At 59.1% G+C, this 17,133-nt stretch carries 15 protein-coding genes; 7 read left to right on the top strand and 8 right to left on the bottom strand.

What is annotated here, in order from left to right:
* Positions 1–45: 45 nt before the first annotated feature.
* From H7A77_RS03055 to H7A77_RS03045, 3 genes are all read right to left on the bottom strand, one after another.
* A complete protein-coding gene (locus H7A77_RS03055) occupies positions 46–1,170 on the bottom strand; it encodes an aromatic ring-hydroxylating dioxygenase subunit alpha (RefSeq protein ID WP_033644732.1) in 1,125 nt (374 codons plus the stop codon).
* A gap of 26 nt (positions 1,171–1,196) precedes the next feature.
* Positions 1,197–2,807, bottom strand: a complete 1,611-nt coding sequence (locus H7A77_RS03050) for a BCCT family transporter (protein WP_069100438.1) — start codon at positions 2,805–2,807, stop codon at positions 1,197–1,199.
* A 364-nt stretch (positions 2,808–3,171) separates the two neighbouring features.
* Positions 3,172–4,257, bottom strand: coding sequence for a tartrate dehydrogenase (locus tag H7A77_RS03045; RefSeq protein WP_182073804.1), 1,086 nt, complete (start codon positions 4,255–4,257; stop codon positions 3,172–3,174).
* Positions 4,258–4,339: 82 nt separating this feature from the next.
* On the opposite strand from H7A77_RS03045, the gene H7A77_RS03040 reads away from it, so the two are divergent.
* From H7A77_RS03040 to fbaA, 4 genes are all read left to right on the top strand, one after another.
* Positions 4,340–5,299 carry a LysR substrate-binding domain-containing protein gene (locus H7A77_RS03040; RefSeq protein WP_172698345.1) on the top strand — a complete coding sequence of 320 codons (960 nt, stop codon included), beginning with the start codon at positions 4,340–4,342 and terminating at the stop codon, positions 5,297–5,299.
* 311 nt (positions 5,300–5,610) lie between these two features.
* On the top strand, positions 5,611–6,627 hold the full coding sequence (epd, locus tag H7A77_RS03035) for an erythrose-4-phosphate dehydrogenase (protein ID WP_004931582.1): 1,017 nt from the start codon (positions 5,611–5,613) through the stop codon (positions 6,625–6,627).
* A 70-nt stretch (positions 6,628–6,697) separates the two neighbouring features.
* Positions 6,698–7,861 (top strand): phosphoglycerate kinase, encoded by a 1,164-nt coding sequence (gene pgk / locus H7A77_RS03030; RefSeq protein WP_025160206.1) that lies wholly within the window; start codon positions 6,698–6,700, stop codon positions 7,859–7,861.
* Positions 7,862–7,977: 116 nt separating this feature from the next.
* A complete protein-coding gene (fbaA, locus tag H7A77_RS03025) occupies positions 7,978–9,057 on the top strand; it encodes a class II fructose-bisphosphate aldolase (protein ID WP_025304179.1) in 1,080 nt (359 codons plus the stop codon).
* Positions 9,058–9,275: 218 nt separating this feature from the next.
* Here fbaA and H7A77_RS03020 read toward each other — a convergent pair whose 3' ends face one another.
* Positions 9,276–9,944: a DUF1345 domain-containing protein gene (locus H7A77_RS03020; RefSeq protein WP_033644737.1), complete on the bottom strand. Its 669-nt coding sequence runs from the start codon at positions 9,942–9,944 to the stop codon at positions 9,276–9,278.
* 204 nt (positions 9,945–10,148) lie between these two features.
* Here H7A77_RS03020 and mscS point away from each other — a divergent pair, with 204 nt between their 5' ends.
* Positions 10,149–11,015: a small-conductance mechanosensitive channel MscS gene (gene mscS, locus H7A77_RS03015; protein ID WP_015378992.1), complete on the top strand. Its 867-nt coding sequence runs from the start codon at positions 10,149–10,151 to the stop codon at positions 11,013–11,015.
* 81 nt (positions 11,016–11,096) lie between these two features.
* Here the strand turns inward: mscS and H7A77_RS03010 are convergent, their stop codons facing one another.
* The 3 genes from H7A77_RS03010 to H7A77_RS03000 all read right to left on the bottom strand — a co-directional run bounded on the left by H7A77_RS03010 (position 11,097) and on the right by H7A77_RS03000 (position 14,668).
* On the bottom strand, positions 11,097–12,446 hold the full coding sequence (locus H7A77_RS03010) for an MFS transporter (RefSeq protein ID WP_182073803.1): 1,350 nt from the start codon (positions 12,444–12,446) through the stop codon (positions 11,097–11,099).
* Between the two features lie 187 nt (positions 12,447–12,633).
* Positions 12,634–13,665 carry a methionine synthase gene (locus H7A77_RS03005; protein ID WP_033644741.1) on the bottom strand — a complete coding sequence of 344 codons (1,032 nt, stop codon included), beginning with the start codon at positions 13,663–13,665 and terminating at the stop codon, positions 12,634–12,636.
* Between the two features lie 25 nt (positions 13,666–13,690).
* Positions 13,691–14,668, bottom strand: coding sequence for a DUF1852 domain-containing protein (locus H7A77_RS03000; RefSeq protein ID WP_033652185.1), 978 nt, complete (start codon positions 14,666–14,668; stop codon positions 13,691–13,693).
* Positions 14,669–14,984: 316 nt separating this feature from the next.
* Between H7A77_RS03000 and H7A77_RS02995 the strand changes: the two genes are divergently transcribed.
* A complete protein-coding gene (locus H7A77_RS02995) occupies positions 14,985–15,524 on the top strand; it encodes a DUF2058 domain-containing protein (RefSeq protein ID WP_033644743.1) in 540 nt (179 codons plus the stop codon).
* Between the two features lie 7 nt (positions 15,525–15,531).
* Here H7A77_RS02995 and H7A77_RS02990 read toward each other — a convergent pair whose 3' ends face one another.
* A complete protein-coding gene (locus tag H7A77_RS02990) occupies positions 15,532–16,230 on the bottom strand; it encodes an RluA family pseudouridine synthase (RefSeq protein ID WP_182073802.1) in 699 nt (232 codons plus the stop codon).
* A 214-nt stretch (positions 16,231–16,444) separates the two neighbouring features.
* Here H7A77_RS02990 and argO point away from each other — a divergent pair, with 214 nt between their 5' ends.
* The gene (gene argO, locus H7A77_RS02985) at positions 16,445–17,062 is read left to right on the top strand and encodes an arginine exporter ArgO (RefSeq protein ID WP_004931603.1); all 618 of its coding nucleotides are present in this window, start codon (positions 16,445–16,447) and stop codon (positions 17,060–17,062) included.
* Positions 17,063–17,133: the final 71 nt, after the last annotated feature.

The raw sequence follows: 17,133 nt of genomic DNA, 5'->3' as shown, positions 1-17,133 counted from the left end.
AGAACCTCACAAGTCAGGGGAAAGGGACCCGCGGGCCCCGTCGCATCAAGGTTGATAAACCTGCGCCAGCAGGTTGTGGAAGTGGGCGATGCCGTGTTCGCTGACGCCGCTGCCGGCGCCGTCGGCCATGATGCGCCCCTGGCCGCGATAGCCGCGCGACTTCAGGCCTTTTTGCACGCTTTCCACCAGCCGCAAATCTTCCGGGCGGAACACGTCGCGGTACCAGTCGATCAGTTTGAGCTGTTCGTCGCTCAAATCGGTGTTGGTGAAGTAGATGTCGTAGTGCTGCAGAGTGGTTTCCGCATCGACCGGGAACTCATAGATCACCGTCATCATGCCTTCCAGCGGCGGCATGTTGAACATGGTGCACGGCCACAGCCAGATGCCGTGGAAGCTGGATTCTTTGCCCTCTTCAAACTTGAACGACTGCTCGGAAGGGCGGGCGTAGCCGAACTGCAGCGTCCAGTTGCCGTGCAGGGTGTGCCAGTAGCGATCGACCTGCACCGAGTCGGCGAAACCGGGATGCGCCGGGCCGCAGTGGTAGCACTCGAGGTAGTTGTCGACGATGTTCTTCCAGTTGGCCGGGGTGCGGGTGACGAAACGCGCCGCCAGCTTGAGATCGTCGACCTGCGGGCAGGCTTCGCGCACTTTGGCGCCGAGGCCCGGCAGTTGGTCTTCCACCGTGCCGGCCTGCGAGTCCAGATTGACGTAAATAAACCCGGCGTACTCTTCGACCCGCACCGGCACCAGGTGCGAGTTTTCTTTATCGAAGTTCTGCACGTTTTCACAGTTGCGCGCGTGCGCCAGTTCGCCGTCCAGCTTGAACGCCCAGGCGTGATAAGGGCAGGTGATGACGTTTTTCGCCCGGCCGTCGCCCGCCAGCAGTTGGTGGCCGCGGTGCGGGCAGACGTTGTAAAAGGCGCGCAGCACGTTGTCGCGGCCGCGCACCACCAGAATGTTTTCACCGATGATCTCGCGGGTGATGTAGTCGTTCGGTTGGGCAAGCTCGCTGCGGTGCGCCACGCAGATCCAACTGGTGGCGAACACCTGCTCTTTTTCGTGCTCGAACGCCGCCTGGTGGGTGTAGAACCGGGCCGGTATGGTGTAAGCCTCACGGGCGTCGGCGCAGAAATCTTTCGGTAAGGTAAATTCAGGGATCAGCGTGCTCATAAGTTAACCTTCCTCTTTTCTTATTGTCATTTCGCCATAGGGCGCGGTTGATACGACGATGGAGCGGAGAGTTCGGCGGCCGGCGGCGCTTCGGGCAGCGTTGGCGGGCTGCTTTCGATCAGGTGCGCCGGGATGGCCGCGTAGTCCTGCTTCAGCCAGCGGGCGAAACCGTAGGTTTTCACCAGCAGCACCAGCAGGAACGGCAGTGCGGTCAGGATCACCGTGGTTTTCATGGTGTCCAGCGAGGCGCCGGTAAACAGGATCGACAGCGGGATCAGGGTGATCACCACGCACCAGAACAGCCGCAGCATCGGGCTGGGATCTTGCCCCTCCTGCAGGTTGCGGGTGCTGGTGGCGGCCATGGTGTAGGCCACGGCGTCCATGTGCGAGGCCAGGAAAATGATCATGATGAACAGATAGGCGGCGAGGAACAGCTTGCCGAGCGGCAGCGCCGTCAGTAGCATCTGCACGGCGGTTTCGCCGCCCTGGGTGCTGAGGATCTCCGGCACGTTGAGCTGCCCGCTGATGAACTGGTGCATGGCGTAGCTTTCCAGCGAGCCGAAGAAGAACCAGCAGCCGAGGGTGCTGCCGAGCAGCAACGCCCAGATCACTTCTTTAATCTTGCGTCCGCGCGAGACGCGGGTGACGAACATCGCCACGCCCGGAGTATAGGAGATCCACCACAGCCAGTAGAACACCGTCCAGCTGCGGCTGAAGCTGCCGTCGCCCATCGGATCGGTGAACAGGCTCATCTGCAGAAAGTTTTGCGCCGTCAGGCCGATGGCGTTGATGGTGTTGTTGATGGTGAATTCGGTCGGGCCGACCAGCAGCACCAGCCCGGCGAAAGCGAATGCGCCCCAGCCGACCATTTTACTCAGGCGCTGCATGCCGCCGTCGATGCCGATGTAAGAACTGAGACAGAAGATCACCGCCGCCAGCAGGATCACCGTCGCCTGCACCGCGAAGTTGTCCGGGATGCCGGTCAGCGCCGTCAGCCCGCGGGTAAAGGTGGAGGCGGTCAGCACCAGTGAAATGGTGAGGGCGCCGACGGTGGCGACCAGGAAGATCAGATCCACCGCCCGCCCGACCGGGCCGTTGGCGCGCACGCCGGTGATGGCGGAAATGATCCCCGACAGGCTGAGCCCTTTGTTCTTACGCACGTGGAAGTGATAGGCCATGATCAGCGAGGCGAGGGCGTAGGTCGCCCAGGCGCTCAGGCCCCAGTGGAAGAAGGAGTAGCTGATGCTGTATTCCAGCGCCTTCGGGGTGCGCGGCGCGATGTTCAGCCCCGGCGTCTGGTAGTAATACGCCCATTCCATCACCCCCCAGTACAGGGTGGACGAGCCCAGGCCGGCGCAGATGAACATGAACAGCCAGGCCAGCGTGGAGTATTGCGGTTTGCCTTCGCCGAGGCGGATATTGCCGTATTTGCTCAACGCCAGATACAGCACCACCAGCAGGGCGATCAGCACCAGGATTTGAATGGTTGAACCGAACAGCCGGGTGACGCCGTTGAAAATGGTGTTGGCGATAAGCGCGGATTGAGCCGGAAAGAGCATCAGGCAAAGGGCGATCAGCGCAATGCTGCACAGGCTGATGGCGATGAGCGTGACATCCTTTTTGGGATTGCTCTGCATGGGAGTGAACTCCTGTTATCGGTGGTGGGCCGGTGCGCAAAGCGTAGGGTGCGCCCGGGCCTTATTGGCTTAAACCATTTGTTTTGTTACACCGCGAGGAGCAAACGGCCCGGTAGGTCGCTACCGGGAATATTCACTCTTCATTAACATTTTCGAGTGTGCACAAATTACAGGAGGGCCACAATTAGGGCATCTGTAAAAGGATAAAACACAGTATGTAAACAATTTGTTGTGATCTTGACCGGGGTATTGGCGTGCCTTCTGCGGTGGTTTTCAACGGATTTGCGGCAGCGATCGAAGCGGAAAAACGGACGTGGCAAAGCAGGGCGCGGAAGGGCGCCCTGCACGGGAAAATCTGCGGCGTTCAGCGTTGCAGCAGGGCGGCGATCGCCTGGCCGACTTGCTGGGTGGAGGCGTCGCCGCGCATGTCCGGCGTGCGCGGCCCGTCGGCGATAATGCGCTCAATCGCCTGCAGGATGCCGTCGTGCGCCTGGCGGTAGCGGGCATCGCCGTCGCCGAGGAAGTCCAGCATCATCGCGCCGCTCCAGATCATGGCGATCGGGTTGGCGATGTTTTTGCCGAAAATGTCCGGCGCCGAGCCGTGCACCGGCTCGAACAGCGACGGGAAGTTGCGCTCCGGGTTCAGGTTGGCCGAGGGGGCGATGCCGATGGTGCCGGTGCAGGCCGGGCCGAGATCCGACAAAATATCGCCGAACAGGTTGGAGGCGACCACCACATCGAAGCGTTCGGGGTTCAGCACGAAACGCGCGCACAGAATATCGATGTGCTGTTTGTCCCAGGTGATATCAGGGTATTGGCGCGCTATCTCCGCCACGCGCTCATCCCAGTACGGCATGCTGATGGCCATGCCGTTGGACTTGGTGGCGGCGGTCAGGCGTTTGCGCGGGCGCTGTTGCGCCAGCTCAAAGGCGTACTTCAGGATGCGGTCCACGCCCTGACGGGTGAAGACCGATTCCTGGATCACCATCTCGCGTTCGGTGCCTTCGAACATCCGTCCGCCGAGCGAGGAGTATTCCCCTTCGGTATTTTCGCGCACCACGTAGAAATCGATATCGCCCGGCTGCTTGTTCGCCAGCGGGCAGGGCACGCCGGGAAACAGCCGCACCGGACGCAGGTTGACGTACTGTTCGAAGTCGCGCCGGAATTTCAGCAGCGAACCCCACAGCGAGATATGGTCGGGCACCGTGTCCGGCCAACCGACGGCGCCGAAATAGATGGCGTCGAAGCCTTTCAGTTGCTCGAACCAGTCGTCCGGCATCATCTGGCCGTGGTGCTGGTAGTAGTCGCAACTGGCCCACTCGAAGGTGGCGAATTCCAGCGACAGATCCCAGCGCGCCGCCGCCGCCTGCAATACTCGTATGCCTTCCGGCAACACTTCCCGCCCGATCCCGTCCCCGGGGATGGCGGCAATCTTGTAAGTTTTGCTCATACAGAGGTCTCATTTGTAGGTAGGGGAGATTGACAACACTGTTATCCTATAATTGACTAACTGTTAATCAATCCTGAAAACGGTGAAACATAAAACACGAATCATGAACAATATGCCGATCCTGAGTGACCTGCGGGTGTTCGTGCTGGTGGCGCGCCGCGCCGGGTTTGCCGCCGCCGCCGAAGAGTTGGGCGTTTCGCCGGCCTTTATCAGCAAGCGCATCGCGCTGTTGGAGAAGGCTCTGGACGTGTCGTTGCTGCACCGCACCACGCGGCGGGTGGCGATCACCGAAGACGGCGAGCGCATCTACGAATGGGCGCAGCGCATTCTCAACGATGTCGATCAGATGATGGACGAGCTGTCCGAAGTGCGCCAGGCGCCGCAGGGCATGCTGCGAGTGGTCAGCAGCTTCGGCTTTGGCCGGCGTTTCGTCGCGCCGGCGCTGTCGGCGCTGGCGCGGCAGTATCCGCAGCTGGAACTGCGGCTCGACGTTTCCGATCGGCTGGTGGATCTGGTCAGCGAAGGTTTCGATCTGGATATCCGCATCGGCGACGATATCGCCCCCAATCTTATTGCGCGCAAGCTGGCGGACAACCAGCGCATCCTGTGTGCTTCGCCGACGTACCTGCAGCGCCATGGGGCGCCGAAAAACCCGGCGGAGCTGGCGGGCCGTTCCTGTCTGGTGATCAAAGAACGCGATCATCCGTTCGGGCTGTGGCGGCTGCAGGGGCCGAGCGGTGAAGAAACGGTAAAGGTGACGGGCGCGCTGGCGTCGAACCACGGCGAGATCGTGCACCAGTGGTGCCTGGACGGGCAGGGCGTCGCGCTGCGTTCCGCCTGGGACGTGAAAGAGAACATCGACAGCGGCCGACTGGTGCACATCCTGCCGGAGTATTATCAGCCGGCCAATATCTGGGCGGTGTACGTTTCCCGGCTGGCAACGTCGGCGAAAGTACGGGTGACCGTCGAATTTCTGCGCGACTATTTTCGTGAGCACTACGGCGAAACGGTGCCGGCGAGTGAAAATCCGTCGCGGTCTTAAGGCCAAAAATGTGCGCCAGATCATCTTATGCTCGTAAAATTCCCGCCCGTTACCTGAGGAACTGTCGCACGTGTTCCTTTTGCCAAAACTTTGGTTTATGCTCAGCTGAAGCGTTTCAGTTGAAGCACTCTTCGACAGAAATGCCGATGTGACGGCGGTGAAAAACCGCTGAAGCGCGGGAATAATGCAAACTCGGCGATTCACAGCGGGCGGTACGATCCACTACTCTATGCGGGTTAGTGAGACAACCAGTCAGCGCCGGGCGGCGCCGGTGAGTCACCCGGCGTGGACGGCCCTTTTTCAGGAGCAGCATGACCATCCGCATAGCGATAAACGGCTTTGGCCGCATCGGCCGCAGCGTATTGCGCGCACTGTACGAATCGGGCCGACGGGCGGAAATCTCCGTGGTGGCGATCAACGAGCTGGCGAACGCCGAAGGCATGGCCCATCTGCTGAAGTACGACTCCAGCCATGGCCGCTTCGCCTGGGATGTGCGGCAGGAGTGCGACACGCTGAGCGTCGGAGACGACGCGATTCGCCTGTTGCATCAGCCGGCGGTGGAGCAGTTGCCCTGGGGCGAACTGGGCGTCGACGTGGTGCTGGACTGCAGCGGCGTGTACGGCAGCCGGGCGGATGGCGAGGCCCATCTGGCGGCGGGGGCGAAGAAAGTGCTGTTCGCCCATCCGGGCGGCAACGATCTGGACGCCACCATCGTGTTCGGCGTCAACCATCAGACGCTGCTGGCGGAACATCGCATCGTGTCCAACGCCTCGTGCACCACCAACTGCATTATTCCGGTGATCAAGCTGCTGGACGACGCCTACAGCATCGAGTCCGGCACCGTGACCACCATTCACTCGGCGATGAACGATCAGCCGGTGATCGACGCGTATCACGCGGATTTGCGGCGCACCCGCGCGGCGAGCCAGTCGATCATTCCGGTCGATACCAAACTGGCCGCGGGCATCACCCGCATCTTCCCGCAGTTTTGCGATCGCTTCGAGGCTATCTCGGTGCGCGTGCCGACCATCAACGTGACGGCTATCGATCTTAGCGTCAGCGTGAGCGCCGCGGTGAAGGTGGCGGAGGTCAACCAGCTGTTGCAAAAGGCCGCACGGGAATCATTTCGTGGTATAGTTGACTACACGGAATTACCATTGGTCTCGATCGATTTTAACCATGACCCGCACAGCGCTATCGTCGACGGTACGCAGACCCGGGTCAGCGGGCAGCACCTGATAAAGACCTTGGTCTGGTGCGACAATGAATGGGGCTTTGCCAATCGGATGTTGGATACAACACGGGCAATGGCCGCCAGCGGTTTCTAGTACGGCGGCGCCGGCGTGATTGGCGCGCTGCTCAGGCAATTTTATAGAGATTCAATAAAGAGGGTTCACCATGTCTGTAATTAAGATGACCGATCTGGATCTGGCGGGTAAACGCGTACTGATCCGCTCCGATCTGAACGTGCCGGTAAAAGACGGTAAAGTGACTTCCGACGCGCGTATCCGCGCTTCCCTGCCGACTATCGAAGCTGCGCTGAAGCAAGGCGCCCGCGTGATGGTAACCTCCCACCTGGGTCGTCCTACCGAAGGCGAGTACAACGAAGAATTCTCCCTGCTGCCTGTGGTCAACTACCTGAAAGATCACCTGAAATCCCCAGTGCGTCTGGCGAAGGATTATCTGGATGGCGTCGACGTCGCCGAAGGTGAACTGGTGGTGCTGGAAAACGTCCGTTTCAACAAGGGCGAGAAGAAAGATGACGAAACCCTGTCCAAGAAATACGCGGCGCTGTGCGACGTGTACGTGATGGACGCGTTCGGCACCGCGCACCGCGCGCAGGCTTCCACCCACGGCGTGGGCAAGTTCGCGCCTGTCGCCTGTGCCGGCCCGCTGCTGTCCGCCGAGCTGGAAGCGCTGGGCAAAGCCCTGGGTAACCCGGCCCGTCCGATGGTCGCCATCGTGGGCGGTTCTAAAGTCTCCACCAAACTGACCGTGCTGGATTCCCTGTCCAAAATCGCCGATCAGCTGATCGTCGGCGGCGGCATTGCCAACACCTTCGTGGCGGCGCAGGGCAACAACGTGGGCCAGTCCCTGTACGAACCGGATCTGATCCCGAACGCGCAGAAACTGCTGGAAACCTGCGACATTCCGGTGCCGACCGACGTGCGCGTGGCGACCGAGTTCTCTGAGACCGCGACCGCGACCGTGAAGCAGGCCAACGAGATCCAGGACAACGAGCAAATTCTGGATATGGGCGACGTCTCTGCCGAGCGTCTGGCCGTTATCCTGAAGAACGCCAAAACCATTCTGTGGAATGGCCCGGTTGGCGTATTCGAGTTCCCTAACTTCCGTAAGGGCACCGAAATTGTCGCCCGCGCGATCGCCGATAGCGACGCTTTCTCTATCGCTGGCGGCGGCGACACTCTGGCAGCCATCGATCTGTTCGGTATCGCTGACAAAATCTCCTACATCTCCACCGGCGGTGGCGCATTCCTGGAATTCGTTGAAGGGAAACCGCTGCCTGCAGTCGTGATGCTGGAAGAGCGCGCTAAGCAGTAATTCAGACAACGGGAGGCGAAAGCCGCCCGTTTGTTTTATACCGCGCGGCAAATGCTGCGCGGCGTGAAAACATCGATTTACATCCATCTACGGCCGACGAAACAGGACAAAGTAACATGTCTAAAATTTTTGATTTCGTAAAACCGGGTGTCATCACGGGTGATGACGTTCAGAAAGTCTTCGCAGTTGCTAAAGAGAACAACTTTGCGCTGCCAGCGGTAAACTGCGTGGGTACCGACTCCATCAACGCAGTGCTGGAAGCCGCGGCTAAAGTGCGCGCGCCGGTCATCGTTCAGTTCTCCAACGGCGGCGCCGCATTCATCGCCGGCAAAGGCGTGAAGACCGATGTGCCTCAGGGCGCAGCGATTCTGGGCGCTATCTCCGGCGCACACCACGTTCACCAGATGGCTGAACACTACGGCGTGCCGGTGATCCTGCACACCGACCACTGCGCGAAGAAACTGCTGCCATGGCTGGACGGCCTGCTGGACGCCGGCGAGAAACACTTCGCCGCTACCGGCAAACCGCTGTTCTCTTCCCACATGATCGATCTGTCTGAAGAGTCTCTGGAAGAAAACATCGAGATCTGCAGCGCCTACCTGAAGCGCATGGCCAAAATCGGCATGACGCTGGAAATCGAACTGGGCTGCACCGGCGGTGAAGAAGATGGCGTGGACAACAGCCATATGGACGCTTCCGCTCTGTACACCCAGCCGGAAGACGTGGCTTACGCGTACGAAAAACTGAACGCCATCAGCCCGCGCTTCACCATCGCTGCATCGTTCGGTAACGTGCACGGCGTGTACAAGCCAGGTAACGTTAAGCTGACTCCAACCATCCTGCGCGATTCTCAGGATTACGTGTCCAAGAAATTCAACCTGCCGCACAACAGCCTGAACTTCGTGTTCCACGGTGGTTCCGGTTCTACCGACGCAGAGATCAAAGAGTCTGTGGGTTACGGTGTGATCAAGATGAACATCGACACCGACACCCAATGGGCGACCTGGGACGGCATCCTGCAGTACTACAAAGCGAACGAAGCTTACCTGCAGGGCCAGCTGGGCAACCCGAAAGGCGCCGATCAGCCTAACAAGAAATACTACGATCCACGCGTATGGCTGCGCGCAGCGCAAACCAGCATGGTGACGCGTCTGGAGCAGGCCTTCAAAGATCTGAACGCGGTAGACGTTCTGTAATCTTCGGCACCTGTTGCATGATGTACAAGGCTCCCTGCGGGGAGCCTTTTTGTTTATGGCAAGCCTGATGCGTGGCTTGGCTTGCCGTAGGCAAAATATAAAAAATAAGGAAAATCAATTTATTGATTTTCGACTGATGATCACAAAGGAGGAAAAACCACGTTTTTTCCTCCTTTGTTTGCAATTTAAAGGCTCCCTGCGGGGAGCCTTTTTCGTTTTCAGCCCAACAGGCCGGCGCCGACATTGATCGACAGGCCCAGGATCAGCATGTTGAACGCGAAGGAGATCACCGACTGCAACAGGGTGATCTTGCGCACCTCTGCCGCGCCGACCGCCACATCGGCGGTTTGCGACGCGACCGCGATGGTGAAGGAGAAGTAGGCGAAATCCAGATAGGTGGGATCGGCGAGATTGCCGGGGAACAGCAGCGGCAAAGGATCCTGCTGTGCGCCCTGGCGATAAAACTGATGAGCATAGTGCATGGTGAAGGCGGTCGGCAGAAGCAGCCAGGAGACCGCCAGCGTGGCGCCGGTCAGGAGCAAATGCAGCGTTTTCAGAGAGCCGGCCACCTGTTTGGCGCTGCTCAATTCAAACAGGATCGCCAGTAAGCTGACCAGGCAGCCGAGGCTGACTAACGCCAGCACCATGCTGGCGCTTTCGTCCTGCCGCCGGGCGATTTGGCGAATGTGCTGCGGCGTGCTGACCAGCATCAGCCGCCAGAGAAACAGCAGGTAGAGCCAGGCCAGCGTATTCCAGCCGATCATCAAGCGTTGCAGCAGCGAGAGCTGGGCGGGCAGCAGCAGAAAGCATAGCAGCCCGGCGCCGACGGAAAACAGCAGCCTGGGCCGCACTTGCCAATAGTGTTTGAGCGAAGAGCGAATGTGCATGAAGAACGGATCCCTTGTCGTGAAATGGCCAACGCGCTGTTCTCAGCATAGAAGAAGCGGCGGGCGGTTTCGGCTATTTTTAATGCTGATGGTTGGCATGAGCCTTTAATGTTGGTTACCCTTAGGCGTGGTTTCCTACTGGCCGCCGAGGCCAGTGTATTTTTGCGAGTTTCTCCCGTTAGGGACTGAGTTAGGACGACACGAATGAAAGATTTGAATGTAGTAGACGGCATCAACGGTGCCGGCGACTGGTTGGTGAAGAATCAGGATCTGTTGATCCAGTACGCGGTGAATATCGTCGCCGCCATCGTTATCCTGATCATCGGTTCGATCGTGGCCCGCGTGGTCGGCAATGCGCTGAACCGCGTGATGAAGCTGCGCGGCATCGACGCCACGGTGGCCGACTTCCTGTCGGCGATCGTGCGTTACGGCGTGCTGGCGTTCACCTTTATCGCCGTGCTGGGGCGCGTCGGCGTGCAGACCACCTCGGTGATCGCGGTGCTGGGTGCCGCCGGTTTGGCCGTCGGCCTGGCGCTGCAAGGCTCGCTGTCCAACTTCGCCGCCGGCGTGCTGCTGGTGATCTTCCGTCCGCTGCGCGTGGGTGAATATGTCGATCTGGGCGGCGTGGCCGGTACCGTCGATCAGGTGCAGATTTTCTCCACCACCCTGCGCACCGCCGACAACAAAACCATCGTGGTGCCGAACGGTAAAATCATCGCCGGCAACATCATCAACTACTCCCGCGAACCGAACCGCCGCGTGGATATCGTGGTGGGCGTGGCCTACAACGCCGATATCGACGTGGTGAAGAAGGTGCTGGGCGACGTGATCGCCGCCGACAAACGCATCATGCACGCCAAAGGCGTGACCGTGCGTCTGAACGAGATGGCGCCGTCCTCGCTGAACTTCGTGACCCGTTCCTGGACCACCAATGCGGAATACTGGAACGTGTACTTCGATCTGATGGAAAACTTCAAGCGCGCGCTGGATGCCCACAACATCGGCATTCCGTTCCCGCAGATGGATGTGCACCTGTATCGTACCGAAGACGCTTCCGCCAAGGCGGAATAACACAGAAGGGGGCCTTGCCCCCTTTTTTACTGCAGGCCGAGACGCTGCCGATGGCGTCTCGGCCTTTTATTTTCCGCGAGGTCAGATGCCCGCAGCCGGTTCGGTGAGCGGCGTGCGGCGGCGCAGGCTGAGGCGATAGAGCAGGAAGATGGCGGCGGCGCCCAGCAGCGCCGGCAGCGCCAGCCAGAGGAAGAACACTTCCGTCGAGCCGGCGGCGGCCATCATCCAGGCGCCGAGCATCGAGCCGACAATTGAGCCGAAGCGGCCATTGGCCATGGCCCAGCTGACGCCGGTGACGCGGGCTGCGGTCGGATAAAGGGTGGCTGAAACCAGGTTCAGGCCGTTTTGCGCGCCGGCCACGCCGAAGCCGATCAGGAACACGACGGCGGCCAGCGTGTAGACGTCGCCCATCAGATACCCGGTCGCGCCGATCACCAGCGCGGCGCCCAGGTAGGAGACGGCCAGTACGCGGTAAGGCCCGATCCGATCCATCAGCAGCGCCATCAGGATGGCGCCCAGGGTGCCGCCGAGCGGCACCATCGCGCCGATACGCGAGGCGTGGGCGATGTCGTAACCGGCGTCTTTGAGCAGGGTCGGCAGCCAGCTGGTGAGCAGGTAGAACACGAACAGCGAACAGAAGAACGCCACCCACAGCAGCAGGGTGCGCACGGCGCGGCCTTCGATAAATAGGTGTGATATCGGCGACCTGGCCTGCGCCGGGCGCTCGTCATCGACGATGGTTATCCCCGTCCAACGCTGGCCGGTGATACGCTCGACCACCCGGCGTAGCCGATCGGCATGTTTGGCGCTGGCAGCCATAAAACGTACCGACTCGGGCATCTGCCAGGCCAACAGCGGCAGCAGCGCCAATGGCGCAATGCCGCCGACCAGCAGCAGGCCGCGCCAGCCGAACGCCGGGATGATCTGGCCGGCCAGCAGGCCGCCCAGGGCCAACCCGGCGGTAAAGCCGCTCCAGCTCAGGGTGACCATCAGCATGCGGCGGCGCGCCGGCGAATACTCCGAGCTGAGGGTGATGCAGGTCGGTATCGCGCCTCCGAGGCCAATGCCGGTGATGAAGCGCAGCAGGGTCAGGGATTCGATCGAATGCGTATAGGCCGAAGCCAGAGTACAGCCGCCAAACACCAGCACCGCGACGAGCAGCACGCGTTTGCGGCCGAGGGCGTCGGCGATCGGCCCGAACAGCAGGCTGCCGATCAGCAGGCCGAACAGCCCCGCGCCGAAGGCGGGAGAGAGCTGATCGGGCTGCAGGCCCCACTCTTCGCGCAGCGCCGGCGCGATATAGCCGATGATGGCGGTATCGAAGCCATCCAGCAGGGCAATGAGGAAACACAGGGTCAGGATCAGGATTTGGTAGGGGGAGATCCTGGCACGATCGATGATTTCGCTGATGCGAGCGGTATTTGGGCTCATGGTTATTCCACTGTTATTCGGCTGGTGTGGGCTGGCTGAGGGCTGTTCAGGCCAGGCCTGAACCAAAACCGCTGTGGCTGGCATCGCGTAGAAATCCGAGTATACACCAGAGCGGGGGCGTTGCGGGGAGGGGGAATTGCTGATAATCGCCCGCCGCAGGAGGTGTCTGTGGCGGGCGCAGGCAAGGTTATTTGGCTAACAGCTCTCGGCGCACGATCTCGGCGCCTGCGCTTAACGCATTCAGCTTGCCGCGGGCGACCTGACGGGGCAGGGGGGCCATGCCGCAGTTGGTCGACGGATAGAGCTTGTCGGCATCGACAAACTGCAGCGCTTTGCGCAGCGTGTCGGCCACTTCCTCCGGCGTCTCAACGGCATGATTCGCTACATCGATGGCGCCGACCATCACCTTTTTGCCGCGGATCAGTTCAAGCAGATCCATGGGCACGTGCGAGTTATGGCACTCCAGCGAGATGATATCGATGTTAGACGTTTGCAGTTTCGGAAACGCCTCTTCATATTGTCGCCATTCCGAGCCCAGCGTCTTTTTCCAGTCGGTATTGGCTTTAATCCCATATCCATAGCAGATATGTACGGCGGTTTCACACTTAAGCCCTTCAATGGCTCTTTCCAGGGCGGCGATGCCCCAGTCATTCACCTCGTCAAAGAACACGTTAAATGCGGGCTCATCAAACTGAATAATGTCGACGCCTGCGGCCTCGAGCTCTTTGGCTTCCTGATTGAGGATCTTCGCGAACTCCCAGGCTAATTTCTCGCGGCTTTTATAGTGGTTGTCATAGAGTGTGTCGATCATGGTCATCGGCCCCGGCAGGGCCCATTTAATCGGCTGTGTGGTCAGCTGGCGTAAAAATTTGGCGTCTTCAACGAAAACGGGTTTTTGACGCGAGACTGCCCCCACGACCGTCGGCACGCTCGCCTCATAGCGATTGCGGATTTTAACCACTTCGCGTTTTTCGAAATCGACGCCGCTGAGATGCTCGATAAACGTCGTGACGAAGTGCTGACGGGTTTGTTCGCCATCGCTGACGATATCGATGCCGGCCTGTTGTTGCTCTGCCAGTGACAAACGCAGGGCGTCCTGTTTCCCTTCGATGAGTTCTTCATTCTGCAATTTCCAGGGCGACCACAGGGTTTCCGGTTGGGCCAGCCAGACCGGTTTGGGCAAGCTGCCGGCGGTCGATGTGGGGAGCAATATTTTCATGATAGGTGACCTGTATTTAAGTGAATCAAAGCGCGTAGTGAGCAGACCATTGCTCAAGAATAGGCTTGTAGGGTTTGATAAATTGCTCTTCCGTAAATTTCCCCTGCTCAATCGCTAACTGGCTACGCTCTTCGCGATCGTAAACAATCTTGGTTAATGAATGATCCTGGTTATTCAGGCTTGGCTGATAGCATTGCCCCGCCGCCGAATTGGCATTGTAAATTTCAGGCCGATAGATTTTCTGGAAGGTCTCCATCGTGCTGATGGTGCCGATCAGTTCCAGATCGGTGTAATCGCTCAGCAAATCCCCGGGGAAATAAAAGGCCAGGGGCGCAACGCTATTTTTCGGCATGAAATAGCGCACCTGCAGGCCCATTTTTTTAAAATACCGGTCGGTCAATGAAGCGCCGTCTTGCCGATACTCGTCGCCCAAGACCGGGTGTTGATTGCCCGTCCGATGGTAGGTGTCTTTGCTGGATACGCTGAGGCAGATCACCGGCGGTTTGCTGAAATTTTCATGGTATTCGTTTGAATTGACGAAGTGCTTAAAGATATTGCCGTGCAAATCGCCAAAATCATCCGGAATGGTAAATTCCGCCGCGTTTTTATTGTGCGCCGGCAGCAAGACGCTAAAGTCGTAATCGCGCACGTAAGACGAGAAATTGTTCCCGACGATGCCCTCGATACGCTTTTGCGTTTTTTTATCGATGATGTTGGTTTTCAGGATTTCGATAACCGGAAAGCTGGCGCCCTGATCTTCAATGCGCATCTCAACCGAGATGATTTCCAGCTCGACAGAGTAGCGATCGGCCTTGGGGTTATCCCAATAGGCTAATGCATTAAAGCGATTGTCGATCATCACCAACGTGTTGCGCAGGTTCTCCCGGCGGTTTTTCCCTCTGGCCAAATTGGCAAAGTTGGTGGTGATACGCGTATTTTCAGAAGGGTTATAATCTTCGTCGAAAGAACTGCTCTTAATCGTAAAGGTAAAGTCTGTATTCATCGTCTTATAGCATCCTGTTATATGATATGAAGGCTGGATTTATCCATTTCTTTCAATGGCTTGTTTTTCTATTTTTTTATTCAGCCGATTTCATATTGTCTGTCGTTAATGAGGTCTATTTTTGCCAGAGTCCCGGAGGGAGTGAAAGAGACTTAATTTCATTACCACATGAGCGGTATTCATGATCGGGCGTTCGGGCCGTTTTACCGCCGTTGCTCTGCGGCGCAAACCGCCGGTGGGTTGGGCCGGCAACCTGGTGCAGCCTGAAAAATTACGGGTATAATCCCTCCATGATCCCACGGCTTCAGACACGAACATGACAAAACTCACCTTACAAGAGCAGATGCTCAAAGCGGGCTTGGTAACCAGCAAGAAAATGGCCAAAGTCCAAAGAACGGCTAAAAAATCACGCGTTCAGGCCCGTGAGGCCAGAGAGGCGGTGGAAGAGAATAAAAAGGCGCAGCTTGAGCGCGATAAGCAGTTGAACGAGCAGCAAAAGCAAGCAGCGCTGTCCAAAGAATACAAGGCGCAGGTGAAGCAACTGATCGAGATGAATCGTATCGTGCTGGCGAAAGGCGATATCGGTTTTAACTTTACCGACGGCAACCTGATCAAAAAAATCCTGGTGGATAAGGCGACGCAGACCCAACTGATCAATGGCCGCCTCGCCATTGCGCGTTTGCTGATCGAGAACCGGGAAGAGTGTGAATACGCGATTATCCCCGCGAGCGTCGCCGATAAAATCGCGCAGCGCGATGCGGGCAGCATTGTGTTGCACAGCGCGCTGAGTCAGGAAGAGCAGGATGAAGACGATCCGTACGCCGACTTTAAAGTGCCTGACGATTTGATGTGGTAAGCCGCGTTCAGAACGGCGCGGCGTGACGAGCGGTTATCCGCTCTCCGCTGATGGGGTGCACAAAGTCCAGTTCGCTGGCGTGCAGCATCAGCCGCGGCGTCTGCTCGGTACCCGGCAGCAGGCGCCCGCCGTAAAGATCGCAGCCTAAAATAGGGTGGCCCAATTGCCAGCTGTGAATACGCAGCTGGTGGGTGCGCCCAGTCTCTGGGGTAAGCTGCACCCGCGTCAGCGGCAGCGAGATCCCGCCTTCCGTTTCACGATAAAAACGCTCGACGACCCGATAGCGGGAGCGGGCGGGCTTGCCGTGAAGGGCGCAAATCGACATCAGCGGGAACAGCGCCGGATCTTTGGCGATCGCCGCGTCTATCACCCCTTCGTCATCCGCCACATGGCCGCAGAGCAGCGCGCTGTAGACTTTACCGACGGTGCGCTCGCTGAACTGCCGGCAGAGCGCGGCATTGACGGCCTTATTGCGGGCCACCACCATCAACCCGGACGTGCCGAAATCCAGGCGGTGCGCCAGCGTGCAGCCGGGGAAGATCTGCACCAGCCGGTGGTGTACCGAATCGAGATTTTGCGGATTTTTGCCCGAAAGGCTGAGCAACCCGGCGGGTTTATTGATCAGCGCCAGATGATCGTCCTGATAGAGGATCTCTATCTGGTCATGACAGGGCGGGGCGATGAAGGTATCGGTAATCGTAGACATCGGTCGGCCGGCTGGAGTGGAGAGGGGCGGATGATAGCGAATTTTTCGCCGATGGGCGAATCTGGCGGCGCTGGCCTGGCGCCCACAGGGTATTAGCATCTCTGATACTTGATTAGAAACATCAATTTCACCTAATGATCGCTTCCTCGTATGATGCGCGTGTTGACCGATACGCGCCCACGTCCGGCGCCTTTTATCATTCGAGGAATTTCCCATGCTAGCCGTCTTCCTGCAGGGCTTTGCCCTGAGCGCCGCCATGATCCTGCCGCTGGGCCCGCAGAACGTATTCGTGATGAATCAGGGCATTCGCCGTCAGTATCATCTGATGATCGCCTCATTGTGCGCGCTGAGCGATATCGTGCTGATCTGCGCCGGTATTTTCGGCGGCAGCGCGTTGCTGACCCGCTCGCCGCTGCTGCTGGCGTTGGTGACCTGGGGCGGGGTGGCGTTTCTGCTGTGGTACGGCTGGGGCGCGTTCCGTTCCGCCTTCAGCCCGCAACCGGCTCAGGCCGCGGCGCAGGAGCTGGCGCAGAGCCGCTGGCGCATCGTGGTCACCATGCTGGCGGTCACCTGGCTGAATCCGCATGTCTATCTGGATACCTTCGTGGTGCTCGGCAGCCTGGGCGGACAGCTGACGGCGGACGTGCGTTCCTGGTTCGCGCTTGGCGCGGTCAGCGCGTCGGCGGTGTGGTTCTTTGGCCTGGCGCTGCTGGCCTCCTGGCTGGCGCCGTGGCTGAACACCCAGCGGGCGCAGCGCATCATCAACGCGCTGGTCGGTCTGGTGATGTGGGGCATCGCGCTGCAGCTGGCCTGGCAGGGGGCAAATTTATAAGAATTTGTCACTAATCCGAATTCAAAACGCCGTGCGATATGCTACGTTTGATGCCAGGAAACCGGCGGTTC

Origin of the sequence: Serratia sp. ME47, from assembly GCF_903970925.1 — a bacterium.
GTDB lineage: Bacteria > Pseudomonadota > Gammaproteobacteria > Enterobacterales > Enterobacteriaceae > Serratia > Serratia ureilytica.
Note: the sequence above shows the minus strand (reverse complement) of the source record. Positions and strands in the feature narration are given on the sequence as shown.